21 protein-coding genes are annotated in these 18,351 nt (G+C 37.1%); 11 read left to right on the top strand and 10 right to left on the bottom strand.

Going from position 1 to position 18,351, the window contains the following annotated elements; all coding sequences use genetic code 11:
* Nucleotides 1–230 precede the first annotated feature (230 nt).
* Together PR767_RS08730 and PR767_RS08725 are read left to right on the top strand one after the other, a co-directional pair.
* A complete protein-coding gene (locus PR767_RS08730) occupies nucleotides 231–569 on the top strand; it encodes a GlpM family protein (protein WP_004911490.1) in 339 nt (112 codons plus the stop codon).
* A 73-nt stretch (nucleotides 570–642) separates the two neighbouring features.
* Nucleotides 643–1,119, top strand: coding sequence for a hypothetical protein (locus PR767_RS08725; RefSeq protein ID WP_004911484.1), 477 nt, complete (start codon nucleotides 643–645; stop codon nucleotides 1,117–1,119).
* Between the two features lie 47 nt (nucleotides 1,120–1,166).
* On the opposite strand, the gene PR767_RS08720 is transcribed toward PR767_RS08725, so the two are convergent.
* Both PR767_RS08720 and PR767_RS08715 read right to left on the bottom strand, forming a co-directional pair.
* Nucleotides 1,167–1,949, bottom strand: a complete 783-nt coding sequence (locus tag PR767_RS08720; RefSeq protein WP_123381885.1) for a class I SAM-dependent methyltransferase — start codon at nucleotides 1,947–1,949, stop codon at nucleotides 1,167–1,169.
* A gap of 84 nt (nucleotides 1,950–2,033) precedes the next feature.
* On the bottom strand, nucleotides 2,034–2,525 hold the full coding sequence (locus PR767_RS08715) for an N-acetyltransferase (RefSeq protein ID WP_109912415.1): 492 nt from the start codon (nucleotides 2,523–2,525) through the stop codon (nucleotides 2,034–2,036).
* Between the two features lie 134 nt (nucleotides 2,526–2,659).
* Between PR767_RS08715 and PR767_RS08710 the strand changes: the two genes are divergently transcribed.
* Nucleotides 2,660–3,004, top strand: coding sequence for a DMT family protein (locus PR767_RS08710; RefSeq protein WP_109912416.1), 345 nt, complete (start codon nucleotides 2,660–2,662; stop codon nucleotides 3,002–3,004).
* 45 nt (nucleotides 3,005–3,049) lie between these two features.
* Here PR767_RS08710 and PR767_RS08705 read toward each other — a convergent pair whose 3' ends face one another.
* From PR767_RS08705 to PR767_RS08695, 3 genes are all read right to left on the bottom strand, one after another.
* Nucleotides 3,050–4,201 (bottom strand): pyridoxal phosphate-dependent aminotransferase, encoded by a 1,152-nt coding sequence (locus PR767_RS08705; protein WP_004911470.1) that lies wholly within the window; start codon nucleotides 4,199–4,201, stop codon nucleotides 3,050–3,052.
* Nucleotides 4,202–4,454: 253 nt separating this feature from the next.
* Nucleotides 4,455–4,793, bottom strand: a complete 339-nt coding sequence (locus tag PR767_RS08700; RefSeq protein ID WP_004911469.1) for a hypothetical protein — start codon at nucleotides 4,791–4,793, stop codon at nucleotides 4,455–4,457.
* A 175-nt stretch (nucleotides 4,794–4,968) separates the two neighbouring features.
* The gene (locus PR767_RS08695) at nucleotides 4,969–5,208 is read right to left on the bottom strand and encodes a HEAT repeat domain-containing protein (protein WP_004911467.1); all 240 of its coding nucleotides are present in this window, start codon (nucleotides 5,206–5,208) and stop codon (nucleotides 4,969–4,971) included.
* 284 nt (nucleotides 5,209–5,492) lie between these two features.
* On the opposite strand from PR767_RS08695, the gene PR767_RS08690 reads away from it, so the two are divergent.
* Complete coding sequence (locus PR767_RS08690) at nucleotides 5,493–5,870, top strand: hypothetical protein (RefSeq protein ID WP_004911465.1); 378 nt, start codon at nucleotides 5,493–5,495, stop codon at nucleotides 5,868–5,870.
* A gap of 57 nt (nucleotides 5,871–5,927) precedes the next feature.
* Here the strand turns inward: PR767_RS08690 and PR767_RS08685 are convergent, their stop codons facing one another.
* Together PR767_RS08685 and PR767_RS08680 are read right to left on the bottom strand one after the other, a co-directional pair.
* Entirely contained in the window at nucleotides 5,928–6,299 is a 372-nt protein-coding gene (locus PR767_RS08685; RefSeq protein WP_231136920.1) for a hypothetical protein, read from the bottom strand.
* Between the two features lie 379 nt (nucleotides 6,300–6,678).
* Nucleotides 6,679–6,927 (bottom strand): DinI-like family protein, encoded by a 249-nt coding sequence (locus PR767_RS08680; RefSeq protein WP_004253462.1) that lies wholly within the window; start codon nucleotides 6,925–6,927, stop codon nucleotides 6,679–6,681.
* Nucleotides 6,928–7,509: 582 nt separating this feature from the next.
* On the opposite strand from PR767_RS08680, the gene PR767_RS08675 reads away from it, so the two are divergent.
* Both PR767_RS08675 and yddG read left to right on the top strand, forming a co-directional pair.
* Nucleotides 7,510–8,970, top strand: a complete 1,461-nt coding sequence (locus PR767_RS08675) for an alanine/glycine:cation symporter family protein (RefSeq protein ID WP_004911454.1) — start codon at nucleotides 7,510–7,512, stop codon at nucleotides 8,968–8,970.
* A 187-nt stretch (nucleotides 8,971–9,157) separates the two neighbouring features.
* The gene (gene yddG, locus PR767_RS08670; protein ID WP_272520170.1) at nucleotides 9,158–10,057 is read left to right on the top strand and encodes an aromatic amino acid DMT transporter YddG; all 900 of its coding nucleotides are present in this window, start codon (nucleotides 9,158–9,160) and stop codon (nucleotides 10,055–10,057) included.
* A 64-nt stretch (nucleotides 10,058–10,121) separates the two neighbouring features.
* Here yddG and yidA read toward each other — a convergent pair whose 3' ends face one another.
* A complete protein-coding gene (yidA, locus tag PR767_RS08665) occupies nucleotides 10,122–10,934 on the bottom strand; it encodes a sugar-phosphatase (protein ID WP_004911448.1) in 813 nt (270 codons plus the stop codon).
* A gap of 225 nt (nucleotides 10,935–11,159) precedes the next feature.
* Entirely contained in the window at nucleotides 11,160–11,543 is a 384-nt protein-coding gene (locus PR767_RS08660; protein ID WP_109912422.1) for a helix-turn-helix domain-containing protein, read from the bottom strand.
* Nucleotides 11,544–11,876: 333 nt separating this feature from the next.
* Between PR767_RS08660 and mgrB the strand changes: the two genes are divergently transcribed.
* Nucleotides 11,877–12,023: a PhoP/PhoQ regulator MgrB gene (gene mgrB, locus PR767_RS08655; protein WP_004911439.1), complete on the top strand. Its 147-nt coding sequence runs from the start codon at nucleotides 11,877–11,879 to the stop codon at nucleotides 12,021–12,023.
* A gap of 230 nt (nucleotides 12,024–12,253) precedes the next feature.
* On the top strand, nucleotides 12,254–13,630 hold the full coding sequence (locus tag PR767_RS08650) for an amino acid permease (protein ID WP_272520169.1): 1,377 nt from the start codon (nucleotides 12,254–12,256) through the stop codon (nucleotides 13,628–13,630).
* A 77-nt stretch (nucleotides 13,631–13,707) separates the two neighbouring features.
* Here PR767_RS08650 and pagP read toward each other — a convergent pair whose 3' ends face one another.
* Nucleotides 13,708–14,283: a lipid IV(A) palmitoyltransferase PagP gene (gene pagP / locus PR767_RS08645; RefSeq protein WP_109912424.1), complete on the bottom strand. Its 576-nt coding sequence runs from the start codon at nucleotides 14,281–14,283 to the stop codon at nucleotides 13,708–13,710.
* A gap of 665 nt (nucleotides 14,284–14,948) precedes the next feature.
* Here pagP and PR767_RS08640 point away from each other — a divergent pair.
* The 3 genes from PR767_RS08640 to thiD all read left to right on the top strand — a co-directional run bounded on the left by PR767_RS08640 (nucleotide 14,949) and on the right by thiD (nucleotide 18,335).
* Complete coding sequence (locus PR767_RS08640) at nucleotides 14,949–16,505, top strand: YjjI family glycine radical enzyme (protein WP_272520168.1); 1,557 nt, start codon at nucleotides 14,949–14,951, stop codon at nucleotides 16,503–16,505.
* The gene (locus PR767_RS08635; protein ID WP_042851606.1) at nucleotides 16,477–17,343 is read left to right on the top strand and encodes a YjjW family glycine radical enzyme activase; all 867 of its coding nucleotides are present in this window, start codon (nucleotides 16,477–16,479) and stop codon (nucleotides 17,341–17,343) included. Before PR767_RS08640 ends, PR767_RS08635 begins: the two co-directional genes overlap by 29 nt.
* Before the next feature lie 194 nt (nucleotides 17,344–17,537).
* A complete protein-coding gene (gene thiD / locus PR767_RS08630; protein WP_004911421.1) occupies nucleotides 17,538–18,335 on the top strand; it encodes a bifunctional hydroxymethylpyrimidine kinase/phosphomethylpyrimidine kinase in 798 nt (265 codons plus the stop codon).
* Nucleotides 18,336–18,351 lie beyond the last annotated feature (16 nt).

The following is an 18,351-nucleotide window of genomic DNA, read 5'->3' as shown; positions in this document are numbered from 1 at the left end:
CGAAAGCATCAGGCGTAGGGACTAAGTAAATGTATCGGCACTAATTCTGGATACTTTATATTCAACAATTTGACTTAGCTCATAAAATTGAAAGGGATTAGGCAACTTTTACTGATAACGAGGGAATAAGAGGAAATAATTGTTGTAGATTGCTACCTACAAGAGAGTTAATTTACGAGTGATTTGTGATAATAATAGTCAACGTTTGAAATTTGAGTCTAGAGTGCGGTATGCTTTCTTTATTCTTTAAATGCCTTTTAGGTGCTTTAGCCGTATTGATTATTGCACTATTTTCACGTAGTAAAATTTACTATATTGCAGGTTTAGTTCCGTTATTTCCTACATTTGCATTAATTGCTCATGTTATCGTCGTTCAAGAACAAGGAACAGAAGCTCTCAGAAAAACTGCACTGTTTGGGCTCTGGTCTCTCATTCCTTATGCAATGTATTTACTAACGGTATATTTATTAGCAACGAAAATGACCGCTTGGGGAAGTTTAAGTATGGCAACCGCTATTTGGATAATAACAGCGGCAATATTAGTTTATATATGGCAACTCACTCAATAAATAACATAGAGTAAAATAATTAGCTATAAAACATCATAAAACTAAACTCTCTCGATATGCTGACGGCTTAAACATGGTTGGCTATAGTCGCAAAAATTTAAGTATTAACTATAATGATAAGCAATGTTTTCTATTGAGCTGTACCATTAAAATGTTATTAAGAACCCTGGTATTACTGTTAGTTGCTGGCTGTGCGTATATTGCAGGAATTATGACTGAAGTTAAACTTGATGCTGAGTTAGATACCGAAAGCCGAGTGAAAAGTTCTGTCGAAGATTTTCTTGCTTACCCTTCGGCTGCAAATTATAAAAATGTTCAATATTATGTATTGACGAAAAATGAAGAAGGGGATGAAACGGGCTATTATTGCGGTGAAGTCTTTGGTTTTGAAAATGAGTTACCCCATGGCTATAAAAGATTTATCGTTAGGCTTCATAAAAATAGAGCTGGAAAAGTAATGATATCCATTCCTTTTGTAGAAAAAACAGATGATATTATTCCCGCAGAACAATTTGAAGCTGTGTGGGATAGATATTGTAAAAGAAGCTAAATTAATGATAGCTTGTTGAGTTGCTAGCAAAACGAGCGTCACTAATATTAATTTGATTTAACTGCCATCGTCGCTAGGAATGTGGGTAGATAATTGTCAACGACAAAGCGTGGATTAGGTTGCCAGTCCTCTTTAAAGCCTGTGATATGAAAACCTACCTTTATTTGCCCACCAATGAGATCTGTCAGTGAATGACCAAATACAAAAGCTTCTTGCTTTGCCTGCTTTTGTGCTATTTGCTCTGCCGATAAAGTAGATAGTTCGGAGTAAGGCATAGTGTAACTTGGCTTTATTATACCTTGTTCGTCATATTGCTTATCTCGTTCCCCAATAAAAACAACAGGATTAAAAAAACTGGATAACAGTCGTCCATTTGGTTTTAAAACACGGTAGCATTCTTGCCAGACAGGGTTAACATCCGGAATATACAGATTAGAAATAGGATGAAATATAATATCAAATGTTTCATTAGCAAACATGTGTAATGATCGCATGTCACCTTGAACAATCTCTAAGGTTAAATTATCTCTTTCTGCCACCATTTTGTCTTGTTCAAGCTGTTTCTGAGAAAAATCAAAAACAGTCACATTTGCTCCTGCTGCCGCGAGTACCGGAGCTTGCTGCCCCCCCGCAGAAGCTAAGCAAAGAATTTTTTTATCTTTTACATTCCCTAACCAAGTATCATCAACAGGAGTTGGTGTTAAATGAACTTGCCATTTTCCCTGTTTGGCATCATTGATAGTTTTGGAATCAACGGGGGTTGACCAAGCAAGTTGTGATTCAGCTTGTTTATCCCATGCTTTTTGATTTGCACTAATGAAATCTGTCATAAAATGACTCCTGTATACAATAATTTGTCACAGTGTAGCAAAAAATAAGCAAATTAAAATAAAAATGTACCAATTGGTACACAATTAACTCCCTACCATTAGATGATATGTGATGCCATTAAATTCAAAGTTAGTGGCATTGCTCATGCCTATTTTTTGATGCGCCATAAGCGATCTGAGATTGTCTGCATTAATAAAGGCAATAGGCTTTCCTTGGTTGTACGAACAAATTTTATCAAAAAGTGATTTGAGAATATTTCTCCCTCGATAATCACTATCGATACAAACAGGACCATAGAACCAGTTGCCTTGTACAATTTCTGCATGCTGTTTAATGATCAAATGTGCTATAGGGGGGAGGGATGAGGAATTAGGGTCAAAGCTAAATACGACAGCGATAATTTTATTTCCATCTCGAGCTACAACGGTAGTCAGACTTCCTGCAAACATTGCATTGACTTTGGCTTGAGGGTATTCACCGAGTAATCCACCTTGTTGAGATTCAGAATTAGATTGCAATAATTGAGCGACAGCAGGACAATCTGGTTGTGTCATTAATTCATATTTAATATTCATTATTACCTCGTAATGATTGCTAAATACGTTTAAATTTATGATATGAAGCGCAGGGGTATTTATGGGAGCACATTGTCGTGTGTTAATTCTAACCTCATAATATCGGTTATTTATTGTTTGTCTATTGAATCAGCATGTTAACTAAATTTTATCCAGTATTCTTACTTATTATTTCAAATGTATTTATGATGTTTGCTTGGTACGGCCATTTAAAGTTCACAACAAAGCCGTTGTATGTTGTTATTTTCTTTAGCTGGTTAATTGCATTGGTTGAATACTGTTTTGCAGTGCCAGCTAATCGGTTAGGGCATCAGTATTACAGTGCGGCTGAATTAAAAACAATGCAAGAGGTGATAACACTCTGTGTTTTTGTTCTTTTTTCGGTATTATATTTAGGTGAAAATTTTACCATTAACCATTTAATTGGTTTTATTTTTATTTTTGCAGGCGCCTTTTTTATCTTTAAGGGGCCATTTTAATGTAAAAAGAGCAGCTTGAACTGCTCTTTTTGGAGAGAACTTAATTTATACCCATCCTTTTTCATGAAACTGCTTTAATATCACAACAAATTGCTGCATTTCTTCGGGGGTTCCTAGTGTGAGTCTATTCCAGCCAATGGCAGGTGGGAATTCACGGCCAACCATAACATGAGCTTCAGCCATACGTTGTTGATAGGTTTTTACGTCACCTTTAACTTTATGGAAAATAAAATTAGCCTGTGATGGGGCATATTCTAACCCAATCTCATTTAATGCTTTTTCTACGATTTTTCTCGAAATATTGTTAGATTTTAGGCTGTATTCAATAAATGATTTATCCTTTAGAGACGCTATTGCAGCGACTGCTCCCGCTGTATTGGTATTATCAATAGATAAAAATTCGTCTACAGCAGCAATAATTTCGGGGGTCGCAACACCATAGCCAACTCTTAAACCTGCTAAGGCGAAAATTTTTGAGAAAGTACGTGTGACAATCAGGTTATTTTGGCCTTTTTTGACTAATTGAATAGCACTCGTAAAATTTGGGTCTTCAACAAACTCGGCGTAAGCTTCATCAACGATAAAAAATGTGTTGTCAGACTCTTTACTCATCCATTTAACCAACTGGCTATAAGGCGTGATCATTGCTGTCGGGTTATTCGGGTTACAAATATAGACCATTGATAAACCGTCAAAATCATTAGCAGCTTTTTCCATTCCTTCTAGATCAAATGATAAATCAGTTTTTAAAGGAATTTTGGTTATCTTAATACCTAATGGCAGAGAATAAAGTTCTGCATAATTGAACGTTGGATCAGGGGTGACTAGTTGAATTTTTTTACCGAGTTTGTTTGCTTTATTTGCCAACATAGCGACAACAGCTTGAATCGTTTCAGATGATCCATTACCCATACTAATGTGCTTATTAGATAAACTGTAGAGCTCACCAATATTATGCTGTAATTCAGCACGAGCGTCATCCGGATAACGAAATGCATTAGGTAACGCTTTGATAATGGCCTCTTTTGCACTCGGTGACATCCCTAATGAATTTTCATTAAAATTCAGCAAGAGAGGTTGTTTTTCACTTGGTATATTTATGTTGTTTGTTTGCGCAATGGCTTGATTAAAAAGTGAGTTAAGTGCAATTCCACCTGCAACTAGTGATGTGGATTTAAGAAACGAACGGCGATCCATAGTTATTCCCTGAAATTATTATCTTTGAAAGTATTAGATTACTCAAAATAGTTCCAAAGTAAATAATTATTTACTTTTTATGATTACTTATTCATCTGGTTAGTTTCTGAACTATTGCAAATTTATCTACGGTAAATAAGAAAAGAAACATGTCATGCCAAGATAGCAAAGTAAGGGGGATCAATTATGGGGAGGTATAACCATTGAAGTCATATAAACAAAAAAGGGTAGTTTATTCTACCCTTGGTAAAAATTATTGGCCTTGTACTGGAAAGTTAGGTGTAATTTCTACAACCGCAACTTTAACCATATATTGTTTACCATTTTCTCCTTTAGGAGCATCTGCAGCAATTTTTTTCAGTGTTTCATCTGGTTGAGTAGTTTGAATTGATGTTGAATACTGCATCATACCACGGTGACGATTTGCATGATTAGAGTGGCGGTAATTATCGCAAGGCCTATCATTATATTGCTGTTGGTTTTGGTACCCTCCGCGGTGCCATGAACCATTACCATCTCCTGGGTAAGCGAATGTTGAAAAGCTAATCGCGATTAAACTTGCACTGAGAATTAATGGTTTTAATATATTCATGTTATATCTCCTTTAGATATTTATTGATTATTATTCTGCCATTGGAATTAATTAATTCAATTGAATTTACTTATCTAAATGAATAAACCATAATTCAGTCATGTTTCTTCCTTTATTTTCTCATAATGCAAATCATTTGTTAAATAAATGAATTTTACGTTAAATCGTTATTTTTTTAATTGGTTTTGTTTTGTTGGGTTTCATGGAAGAATTTAGCTAGTTTGCTAATTGATACAATTGATGCTACAGCAATATCTTTATTATAATCCTCACATAAAGCTAATAGTCTATCGATAGCATCTTCTTGTTCAATAGAACAAATATAATCGCCTAATGCATTTATCGCCGCTATTTTAACATCATTGTTGGTACCATGAGTTAGGCTAACAAGGTTTTTAACGATTTTTTCTTTCATAAAAATATATTAAATCAGTCAGGTAGTATATAGGCCAGTATAAAACTAAATAAATAAATAAAAAATGTTTTTTTTATTAATGTTAATTTAATAGATATAGATTGAATCAATAATAATAGGAAGGACATTGGTTATGTTTTCAATTTAAAAACTAATTTTTATAAAGTAGTGTCAACTGGTTAGGACAAACGTAAGTGCGTAAGGCAAAAGCTCAAATTGTTTACTCAAATTGATATAATACATTTATACTAGGTTAAGTTATCATAAAGTAGAAAGGTGATGCGTTGAAACGTATAAAAACAAAATTATTAATTGTATTGCTATTGGCTTTAGGCGTATTTGCATACCATTCTTATACCAGTATTGGTGACTCAGATGTTAAAAATGAAGCGCAAAGCATGGTGGAAAAAAAGCTAGGAAATGCATCAGTAATTGAGTTCAGTGATGTGGATATAGTGCAAAAAAGCGAGTTTAAGGAAGGAGAAAGTTATCGGGTTTGCGGCTTATACCGCTTATCGAGCCAAGATAGCTCGCTACCATTTGTTGCAAATGTCAGCATTAAAGAAGGGCGTTTCTCTGAGCATGGGCAATTGATTATTAGTGAAACACCTGAATTACAATTCTCGATTGAACAGTTGTGTGTTAAAAAAACAACCAATTAATAAAAAAGCGCTCAAATTTTAGTTTGAGCGCTTTTTCTTTTTTTAAAAATTAAATGATTAAGATTTATTCAAAAGCAGTTCAGTTTGAATCTTACAAGCTGAAATGGAGTCATTTAATGATTTATTGAAGTCACCTTCATTAGCAAACTTAGATTTATTGCTACGTACGGTGTCAATCGCTGATGTTAGATTTTCGCGGAGGTCTGACTCTACAGTGGCTAATTGCTTGAGGTCGACATTTTCACTTTTCAATTTAGCAATGGTTGATTGGGTTAATTCACTGCTAGTTTTGTCAGTGCTGTATGCTTCACTTAGTGCTTGACCAGTGATCTCACAATAATCTTTGGCTATTTCACTAATATTTAATGGGGCATTATCAGCCATAACAAGGGCTGGAGCCAGGCAAAAAGCCAGTAACAAACGCTTCATAGTCATACCTCTATTTTGCACACAATGAATAATAACTCTATCTGGTACTAGAAAAATACTATAGCAGATTAGGCCTAAAATGGGGGATGACAAAGAGGGTTTTAGCATGATTTCATAAAAAAGAGCCAGTATAAATACTGGCCGCTATAATTAGCAAAAGCAATGTAAATGAAAATTACGTTATATACAGTATCATATAACGGTGTGAGGTAAAGCGATTTTAACTTGTTTTGGTGAAAGTTAAGATTAAGTATGATCTTGATCAGAGTTTGAACCCATATTAGAGGCGTGTTATCGAAATATGGGAGAAATAAAAAATAACCAGCTAGAGGTCAGGTAGACTCATAGCTGGTTTTGTTCATGTAACCTAACACGGAGATTACTGTTTTAACCAATGGCCATGTTTTAAGACATCTTCGACAAGTTCATGTAAGACAATATGGGCTTCGTTATCATCATGGAAGCCTTTAGTTTGAAAGGTTGTTGGGCCATTATCATGAGTAATCAAAAGATAGCTGCCAGGGTAAACTTCTAAAACACGTGCTTTTAGCTCAGCAATGAAGGATTCATATGATTTTTCAGGGAGCTGAGAAAGTGGGTCATCAGATAACTTGATATTAATTTCCATACGTTAACCTCTTGTCTATAAAATTTAATTAGGCTCAGTTTATTGTTAAGTGAAAGTATAAGCAACTATCTAATTGTGACGATTGTAACGTGATAGGCTTTTTGATTATAAATTAACCTCATTTATTGATTAGATATTCCAAATAATATATGAATTAAGCAAAATAAATATTACAAATATTTTTGTTAAGAAATAAGTTAATTAAGATTGAAGTGATAAAATGAATAATGGTTTTTTATTTATTTAAGTAACTTTTTGGTTAAAATAAATACTGAAAATCAATCATTTGATTTATTTCTTACTTAATCATAAAGAATTTTTTCTTGGTTAGGTTTTTCAAGGTGTTATATGTGTTTATTTGTGAGTATCTAACTTGTTTTAATTAAAATACAATGTGGTTAACGATTGATGAAACGGAAATTAATTTACATTAAAGAGAAAAAAATATAATTTCTGATAATCATATTAAGATGATTTGGCTTTTGTAGGCTAAACTCCTTTTTCTGGAGTTATGTTTTAAATGTGAGGATTTGATTTTCGATTAATACATTATTAATCGTTCTAATAAAAAAGGAGTGTAATTTGATAGAATTTATAAACTCACTAACTAATATTATTTGGGGTTCGTTACTTATTTATTTATTACTGGGAGCAGGCCTGTATTTTACGCTTCGATCAGGGTTTATTCAAATTAGGCATTTTGGCCATATGTTTAGTGTCTTAAAAAACAGTAAACAATCTGATAGCGCAGGTATTTCATCTTTTCAGGCACTATGTACAAGTTTAGCCGCTAGGGTCGGTACAGGAAACTTAACCGGGGTCGCAATTGCGCTAACAGCTGGCGGACCGGGTGCTATTTTTTGGATGTGGGTCGTTGCTATACTCGGGATGGCAACGTCTTTTGTGGAGTGTACTTTAGCACAGTTATACAAAACCAAAGATGATAAAGGAAATTATCGCGGTGGGCCTTCATATTATATGCAAAAAGGCTTAAACCAACGATGGATGGGCGTGTTATTTTCAATTTTCCTCATTATTGCCTTTGGTTTGGTATTTAATGCAGTACAAGCTAATTCTATCGCTCAAGCAACCGCAGTCGCCTTTGATTTCAATCCAATTTATGTTGGCATTGGCTTAGTTTTATTAAGTGGAATTATTATTTTTGGTGGATTGAAATCCATTGCGAGGGTTGCTGAATTAGTTGTTCCTGTTATGGCGTTAGCCTATTTGTTATTGGCATTTTGGGTTGTTGGGCACCATATTGAACGATTACCTGAAGTTTTTATGCTGATAATCCGAAATGCATTTGGTTTGCAAGAGGCAGCGGGTGGTGCTGTTGGTTATGGTGTTGCTCAGGCTATGACACAAGGTATTCAGCGAGGGCTATTCTCTAACGAGGCCGGGATGGGGTCAGCACCGAATGCAGCGGCATCTGCAGCGCCTTATCCACCTCATCCTGCATCTCAAGGATATGTGCAGATGCTTGGTGTTTTTATGGATACCATTGTTATTTGTAGTGCGACCGCAATTATTATTTTGTCATCTGGTGTTCTAGAAAGTGGGATGGATAACATTAATGGCATTGAATTGACACAACTTGCGCTATCTTCTGCCGTTGGTAGCTGGGGAAGTACCTTTATTGCGATTGCTATCTTCTTTTTTGCGTTTACATCAATCATTGCTAACTATGCATACGCTGAAAGCAATATGATTTTTCTAGAAAATAACCATACAGCGGGTTTATTTATTTTCCGTTTAGCTGCCTTAGGTATGGTGATGTTTGGCGCACTTGCTGAAATGCCATTTATTTGGAAACTTGCTGATTTATCCATGGGGTTAATGGCAATAACAAATCTAATCGCGATCCTTTTATTATCGGGTATCGCTTTCAAACTCGCTAAAGATTATAACCAGCAATTGGTTGCAGGTAAAATACCGACTTTTGATATTAATCAGCACCCTGAATTAAAGAAACAGTTTGAGGAGGGGATATGGGAAAAAGAAGAAGTCGATAAGTGGGTTGAGAAAGAAACATCTCGCTAATATAAAAAACGTAAAGCATAAAATTCTTAGGTGAAAGCCTGAGAATTTTTTTATGAAATATTATCAAGGTTTAATAAGAATAAATGCTTGTTTTATAATTCTTTGAGCTATAAGGTTTTTTAAGATGATAAAATAAATGTATTATCACAATATATATCATTTTCTAATTTAAATAGCCGAGAGAGTTATGAAATTGAATCAGTACGCCGCAACGCTGTATGGAGTTATTTCAATCTTGTTGTGGAGCACAATGGTAGGACTGATCCGCAGTGTAAGTGAAAATTTTGGGCCTGTCGGTGGTGCAGCATTAGTTTATACAGTCGGTTCCCTTGTGTTAGTACTTGCCATGGGGGTGCCTAAAATAACGAAGTATCCCAAACGCTACTTGCTTTGGGGAACGGTACTGTTTGTTAGCTATGAAATCTGTTTTGTATTAGCGTTAGGCTTAGCCAGTAGCCGGCAGCAAGCTATTGAACTTGGTATGGTGAATTATTTGTGGCCAAGTTTTACTATCGCACTGGCTGTATTTTTTAACCGTCAACGTTTCACTTTATTATTGGGATTAGGGTTAGTTTTAGCATTTATGGGGTTGATCTGGGTAATTTCAGGAAATCAACCATTGTCGGTGCAAAGTATTTGGGCAAATATTCAAAGTAATCCACTGTGTTATTTTTTAGCCTTTATTGGGGCTATTGTTTGGTCGTTTTACAGCAATGTCACTAAGCGTATTTCTGGAGGTCACAATGGTATGGTACTATTCTTTATCATGACCTCTATTGGGTTATGGATATTGTATTTTTTCAGTACTCCAACACCGTTTATTATCAATAAAGAAAGCCTGTTATTATTAGTGGTGGCCTCAATTGCGACTGGCGGTGCGAATGCATTATGGACATTTGCGGTTATCAAGGGCAATGTGGCTTTTTTAGGGACACTCTCTTATTTTACTCCAGTTATATCAACTGCATTCGCGTCTATGTTATTAAGCACGGCATTAACGTTAAGTTTTTGGCAAGGTGTGTTAATGGTGACAATGGGGTCGGTGATTTGCTTTTTAGCGACGAGGCAAAAACCAATACGCGGTTAAAAGGTGCAGCGCGTCCCAGATAAGCGCTGCAACAGAAAATATACTGAAGTGAATTTTTGCGGGCTTATACATTAATAAATTTATTAATGGCGACGGCAACGCCATCTTCATCATTAGTTGTGGTCACAAATTTAACCATTTGGCGAATTGGCTCTAAAGCATTGCCCATTGCGACAGAAACACTGGCGTATTGTAGCATTTGGATATCATTATTTTGGTCACCAATACTCATGACTTTGTCAGGTGTAATACCCAGTTTTTCACAGATACATTGCAATGCCGCGCCTTTACTTGAGGTTTTATTTGATACCTCTAGGAAATACGGACTTGTTCGCGTTAAAGCGTAATTATCGAAGACATTCTCCGGAAGATAACTGATACCAATATCTAATTTCTCTGGATGGTCAATCATCATAAATTTAGTAAATTCCAAAGAAGAGTCCATTTCATTAACGGGGCAATAGATAAGCGGAGTGTGAGTTAAATAAGCATCTGCAACTGTATAGTGACTAATATGGCGGTTTGCCGTGAACATGCTGTTATCCGCAAGAGCATGCATGTGAACCCCGACATTTCTAGCCAGTTCCTCAAAATATTGGAAGTCAGCGAAATCTAACAAATTCTCTGCCAGATGACTGCCATCATTGGCTTGGTGAATGACACTACCATTATTACTAATACAATAGTTATCTGCGGTATTTAAATCTAGTTCCCGTAGGTAAGGGGAGATCCCCGAAAATGGCCTACCTGAGGCTAAAATAATATGTACACCTTTTTGTTTGGCTTGAATGACAGCCTCTTTTACTGCGGGAGATATTTGGTGTTGGGAGTTAAGTAATGTGCCATCTAAATCAATGGCGACCAGTTTGATTGACATCCAATGCCTCCTAAAATGCGTGCTTTCTGCCAATACCTTACTCCAATTATTCAGAATGTAAATTATACAAATAGTTATAATTTTATTCACAATAGAATAATGGGTGTTTGATTTGAAATTGAACAGAATACAAGGCAGGAACTCTGTTCAATAGTCGAAGCTTGAAATGACAATGTTTTATAGCATTAGCATGTGAATCAATAGATTAATGCGGCTAAAATATTCTCACTCATAATTATGAATCAAATGAAGCGGTTGCTTTACATCTAATTGAATTTGGTCATTCTGTCTAAAATCAAATGGCGTAATGCCATATTCTTTACGGAACATATAGGTAAAGTGGGATTGTGACCCAAAACCAAAATCCAGAGCGATATCGAAAATAGACTTACTGCTATTGCGCAGTAAGTTAACCGCACCAGCAAGACGGCGTTGACGGATATATTTACCCAGTGAAATCCCTGTGACTTCTTTAAAGATTTTTTGCATATGCCAAAGTGAATAGCCTGAATAAGCCGCGAGCTCTTCTAAGTGGATCACGCGCCCTAAGTGTTCTTCTATCCATTTACTCAAAGCATAAACAAGTGCTAAGTGGTTATCTTGTGGCATCTCAAATGTTTTCTAGTTTTACGGTAGCAGAAGTATACACAACTTCATTTCATGATGACAAAGGCTGCTTGTGCGGTATTTCCCATTTTTAGGGTAAAAAAAGCACAATCAGAATAAGTTACTGGCCAATAGCACCTAAAATGAGCGGAATTTTTGTAAAAAGAGGTTAATTGCATATTTTCCTCAAATTTGACGCTCTAAATTAGAGTACCATTTATTCTATAAACGCATTACGTGCAATGCCATAAATGATATCTATCATAAAATGGCAGTACCTTAATATTGTAATCATTTGAAAAATAAAATCATCATAGAAATATGAAGGAATTGTCGGTGTTTGGTCGTAAATTAATTATTGCTGTAAGTGCTGTTTTAGCGTGTCTTTTTTTCTATCTCTTAGCGATGGACAACCTGTGTGATCAGGGAGGAGAAAACTTTATTTTTGGTATTTGTCGTGTAACTGACTTGTTACCATTTTGAATTTGCTTTTTAATGCACAATCCATGATATTGAGTTGGGGTAGCTATCCCGCTGTATCATTTTGTTATGTGATGAAAAAAAATAACTAATAGCACCTGCTTTTGGGCCGTAAGATATGGTAAAAACAGCGCCAGAAGAATGTAGTGTTAATAAGAAAATTCAAATAAACTTGTGTCATTATCATTATTTTGGACGATAAAAAGCAAGTAAGAGGACGAAAGGGTAAAGTTATGGCGCAACAGCAACAGACGCTAAAGCGGGGATTAAAAAACAGGCATATCCAATTGATTGCTTTGGGAGGCGCTGTTGGTACAGGGTTATTCCTTGGAATAGCAACAACCATACAAATGGCAGGGCCATCGGTTTTACTTGGCTACGCACTGTGTGGGTTTATTGCTTTTCTTATTATGCGCCAGTTGGGAGAAATGATTGTTCAGGAACCTGTCGCGGGTTCGTTTAGTCATTTTGCATTTAAGTATTGGGGTGGCTTTGCGGGTTTTCTCTCAGGGTGGAACTACTGGGTCATGTTTATCCTTGTTGGGATGACAGAACTCACCGCCGCAGGTAAATATATGCAACATTGGTGGCCTGAACTCCCGATATGGGTTTCTGCCGCGGTGTTTTTTATTGCTGTGAATGCGGTTAACTTGGTCAATGTGCGCTCTTATGGAGAAACGGAATTCTGGTTTGCATTAATCAAAGTCATTGCAGTGGTTGCTATGATTATTTTTGGTTGCTACTTACTGCTCAGCGGTCATGGCGGCCCACAAGCGAAAGTCAGTAACTTATGGGAATATGGTGGTTTCTTTGCTAATGGCTTTAATGGGCTAATAATGGCTTTGGCAATTATTATGTTTTCATTTGGGGGATTAGAGCTTGTCGGTATTACCGCCGCAGAGGCAGAAGACTCAGATAAAAGCATTCCAAAGGCGATTAACCAAGTTGTATACCGTATCTTAATTTTTTATATTGGCTCGTTAGCGGTATTACTCGCATTATATCCTTGGGTTGACCTTGATGGCAAAACAAGCCCATTTGTATTAATTTTCCATGAATTAGGGGACTTACTGGTTGCTAATTCATTGAACGTTGTCATTCTAATCGCTGCGTTGTCGGTGTATAACAGTGGGGCTTACGCGACAAGCCGTATGTTATATGGCTTGGCACAACAAAGTAACGCACCTAAATTTCTTGCGAAAGTGAATAAAGGTGGCGTTCCCGTCATGGCTTTATTGGTTTCAGGTATTGCGACTTCTGGCGGGATTTTAATTAACTTTGTGATGGAAGGTAAAGCTTTCGAATTGTTAATGTCATTGGTCGTGACAACGTTAGTTCTAAACTGGATTATGATTTGTGTGTCAAATTTGAAGTTCAGAGCAGCAATGAACAAACAAGGTGTTGAAACGAAATTTAAAAGCATTTGGTATCCATTTGGGAACTATCTGTGCTTAGCATTTTTACTGCTGATTTTAGGGATCATCCTAACAATGGACGGTTTGCGCATTTCAGTATTAATTATGCCATTATGGATAGCAGTTCTATGGGTTGGATACCAATTCTCAGGGGCTAAAAAACAAGACTTAGCCAAAAGCCAACAATTAAGTTAGATTTGGTTTTTTCTTATAATAAAAAGACCGGTGGGAATACCCGACCGGTCTTTTTATACTGCGATGAAGTCGTTAGGTCACCATTGCCAACGTAGCCAAGCAAATAATACGTTACCGTTATTATAAGTCCCTGGAATATAAGTGGCTTGCAGCGAAAGCTTGTCATATTCCACTGATACTAGCGGGAGCGGTGCTGGGATTGGAATATAGTACATATCCCTACGGGCAGTGACACTCAGAGTGAAACCTGCTCCCATGCGAAAACCATCAATGTCCCCTGGGATCCACATTTTTTGGAATGCATAACCACCAATTGGCTCCCAATCATTATGTGAATCTTTAAATGCCATTGCATAGATAGCATGCCAGTCATTGTCTTCATCATAACGATATTTACCAAGGCCAAAACCCCAAGGTCGCTCGTTATACTCATCTGTTTTTTTCTTGTCGTACATTGCACGGTTGTGCCAAGTCACCGCTGGAACATATAACTCATATTTGTCAGAGTCCCATGTGGTACTGACATTATTTTTAAATTTATCCCATAAATTTGCCGATTGTTCTTGCGCAACGGCAGGCGATGATATGCAGATTGAGGCGCTCATGAGTAGCGAAGCACCTACAGCCAACTGTATGTTTTTATAAACTCTCATTGTAAATCCAGTTCTGTATCGCAGATATAAAAATGATGATTAGCTCGCTAATGATTATCAGATTAGCATTATTATTATAATTTTGAGCTCAATTATTTTAATTAAGATGTACAGAATATAACAGTATTAATTACATAGTTAAGGATAATAACTCGCTGGTCATATTAGAACTGTTTAATTTTGCCTATTTTTAAGGGGGATAACCGACAGTAGAAAGGGATATTAGCTCATCAAATTGGTTATTGAATAGGTTAATTCTCCTAAAAACCAATAATTGACAAAATACTCCATTTTTAAATTAGATAATGTGATTACTTGATGAAAATAAATGAGCTGAATTGAGTTAAAAAAGATAAGAAAAACCAATGTATCACTCATTATAGCTGTGGCTAACTTTCTGTAATAAAGAGATATTTCGTATTATTTAGGTGATAACGACTAATAATGTTGATAGAGCAGACATTTATGAAAAATAGCGTGCAAACAAATCCAAAAAGTATGACGCACGTCAAATAATGACTTGTCTCAATGGGATGAAATGGGGGACATAGGCGGCGGTTATAAGTTGCTGCATGTCAACACGGCTAGGAGCTAATTTTTGAAAGTTTATGGCAGATACATTGCTGTAAGCAACATTAGCTTCTAACTAAAAAAGGAACATCACCATGATGAAACGCCAAGAACCACTGACTGAATACCAAGCTAAATGCTTGGCTATCGCCACAGATAAAATATTATCACCAAAACAAAAAGCCAATTTTTTAGCGGTAGAAGCGGATAGCCACATTCCCTATCTTGCGGTGAGCGAACCCCTCGCAGAGGCGTTAAGTGAACGTGTTATTTGTGATATGTATGAAGGAAATGCACCATATAAGCCGCGCTATGTGTTGCCTGACTATGTAAAATACCTCAATCAAGGTTCAACATACTTAGAATTAGCCCCTGCAGAGGACTTTGATGATGCGCTTAATCATCTGATGATTTTGTATCATCACGTTCCGTCGGTAACCAATTTCCCTGTATTTTTAGGGTACTTAGATAAAGTACTCATGCCATATGTAGGTGAATTGACAGAAGAACAATTGTATCCAAAATTAAAAAGATTTTGGATACAATTAGACCGAACTCTACCTGATGCCTTTATGCATGCCAATATTGGGCCGGATGACAACGTGATTTGCCGTTTGATTTTACGTATCGATGCGGAATTGAAACAAGTAGCACCTAACCTGACATTTGTTTACCACCCACAGCGCACACCTGAATCACTTTTCTTACAAGCGATTGAAAATATTTGTGAATGTAGCAAACCGCATATTGCGAATGATATTATTCATCGTGCTGCATTTGATGAACAAGGTTACGGCATTGTCAGCTGTTATAATGCATTGCCTGTTGCAGGTGGAGGAAGCACTTTAGTCCGTATTAATTTGCGCGAGGTTGCATTACGCAGTCAAAATTCAGTTGATTTTTTAAATGTGCAATTGAAAAAGTATTGTGAGTTACAAATGGAACTCATAGAAACACGTAGCGCATTTTTATTTGAGGAATCAAACTTCTTCCAAACTAGTTTTCTTGTCCAAGAAGGGTTAATAGAACCAGAACGCTTTGCCCCGATGTTTGGTATTTATGGTTTAGCCGAAGCCGTGAATATCCTTATGGAAAAAGACGGAGCGAAAGGCGCATATCAAGCAAATTCACCCGCCTTACCACTGTCTTATCAAATCAGTGAACAGTTGGCAGGCTTTGTCGAAACCACACCTGTTAAATATGGTTATAAAAACCGAGCCATGCTCCATGCTCAATCTGGGATCAGTTCGGATATAGGAACTACACCGGGGGCTCGCATTCCATACGGTGAAGAGCCGGATCCTGTTTCGCATATCCAAGCCGTAGCTCCTCATCACAAACACTATTTATCTGGGATCAGTGACATTTTAACCATCGATGAAACGATTAAACAAAACCCGCAAGCACTAATGCAATTATGCAAAGGGGCATTTAGCTGTGGAATGCGTGAGTTTACTGCAAACGTGGCGAGTAATGATTTAGTCCGTATTACTGGCTACATGGTACGTCTGTCGGATATCGAAAAATATAAAGAACAAGGTTCTAGAAGTAACACTACCTGGTTAGGGGAGGAAGCGACTAAGAACTGTAAGATTACAGCCCGTCAGCAACGAGTAATTAGTCATGAGCAATCGATGCGCTACACTGAATAAGGTTATTCCTTTTTCCTGTGTAGATGGGCCGGGTAATCGGCATGTTATCTTTTTGCAAGGTTGCAATTTACGGTGTTTGAATTGCCATAATCCATATACCATGGCGCTTTGTGACCATTGTGGGGACTGTGTTTTTACCTGTCCTCACAATGGGTTATCGTTTGTAGATGGTCAGGTTATCTGGGATAGCGATGCCTGTCAGCTTTGTGATACCTGTTTACAAACTTGCACTAAAAATTCAAGCCCGATGACGGTGCCATTAAGTGTTAATGACGCAATCAATGACTTGAAAAAAAATGTTGTTTTCCTGAATGGCGTAACCATTAGTGGTGGGGAAGCAACAACACAATTACCTTTTATTATTGAATTATTTAAAGCAATTAAGGCCACACCAGAGCTCAAGCATTTAACCTGCTTTATTGACAGTAATGGGCATCTGGCTTCTGCGGGTTGGAATAAAGTGATTGAGTATACGGATGGCGTGATGATTGACCTGAAATCATGGAGTGATGAGTGTGCTTTAAGGCTAACAGGAAAAGATAACCAGCGTGTTTTTCAATCAATTCAATATTTGGGGCAAGCGGGGAAATTGTATGAATTGCGTTTATTGTATATTCCTCAGCAAACAGATTACTTAGAGCATATTGATAAACTTGCTGATTTCCTAAATCAATTGCCTACAAACACACGGATAAAGATTAACGCCTTTCAACAACATGGCGTAAAAAATGAAGCAGCTAGCTGGCCTGCGGCAACCCAAACAGAAGTGGAGGCATTCGCTCAACTATTACGACAACGAGGCGTTGGTCATATTCATTTGCCTAATGTGTACTTATAAATCATGTCAATTTTTCCTGTGTGAGATATCCTCTCTTTTTATCTAACTCATTAAAATTCATTCACTAACCGCTGGTATTTGTTAAATGTTATGAGACAATTAAGGCGGTTTTATTGTTTGGTTTAAAATGATGTCAGTAAACCTTGCTTATCAATCTATTCAATTGCTTTAGCCGACGAAAAGGGGAATCACACATGAGGATCAATGCGTTAACCATAGCCGGAACAGACCCATCGGGTGGGGCGGGTATTCAGGCAGATTTAAAAACGTTCTCTGCATTAGAGGCTTATGGTACGAGTGTGATGACAGCATTGGTGGCTCAAAATACCCGAGGTGTGCAATCTGTTCAAGACTTACCCCCTGAATTTGTAGCGGCACAATTAGACTCGGTTCTCAGTGATGTGCGAATTGATAGCGCAAAAATCGGTATGCTGTTTAACCAAAGTAATGTCGCAGTTGTGGCGAATGCACTGAAACAATATCCTATTCCGTATGTGGTATTGGACACTGTAATGGTGGCTAAAAGTGGCGACCCGTTGCTATTACCAGATGCGGTTGATGCGCTACGTCAACAGTTATTACCCCTCGTTTCTATTATTACACCAAATCTACCCGAAGCCGCGGTATTGTTAGACGAAAAAGTCGCACAAACAGAAAGCCAAATGCTGACTCAAGGGTATAAATTGCTTGAGAAAGGTTGCCAAGCGGTATTGATGAAAGGTGGTCATCTAAGTGATGCTGAAAGCCCAGATTGGTTAATCACACCAGAAGGTGAATGGCGTTTTACGTCAGTTCGTATAAATACTAAAAATACCCATGGTACAGGGTGTACTTTGTCAGCAGCTTTAGCTGCATTGCGCCCTCGTTGCGCTTCTTGGCAAGAAGCGGTTACGCAGGCTAAAGCGTATTTACAAGCCGCGTTAGAACAAGCGGATAGCTTAGAAGTCGGCAAGGGAATCGGTCCTGTGCATCACTTCCATGCATGGTGGTAACCTTAAAAGATTGAAA

It is taken from the genome of Providencia sp. PROV223 (genome assembly GCF_028479245.1).
GTDB lineage: Bacteria > Pseudomonadota > Gammaproteobacteria > Enterobacterales > Enterobacteriaceae > Providencia > Providencia rettgeri.
This window is presented reverse-complemented; position numbering and strand designations above follow the sequence as displayed.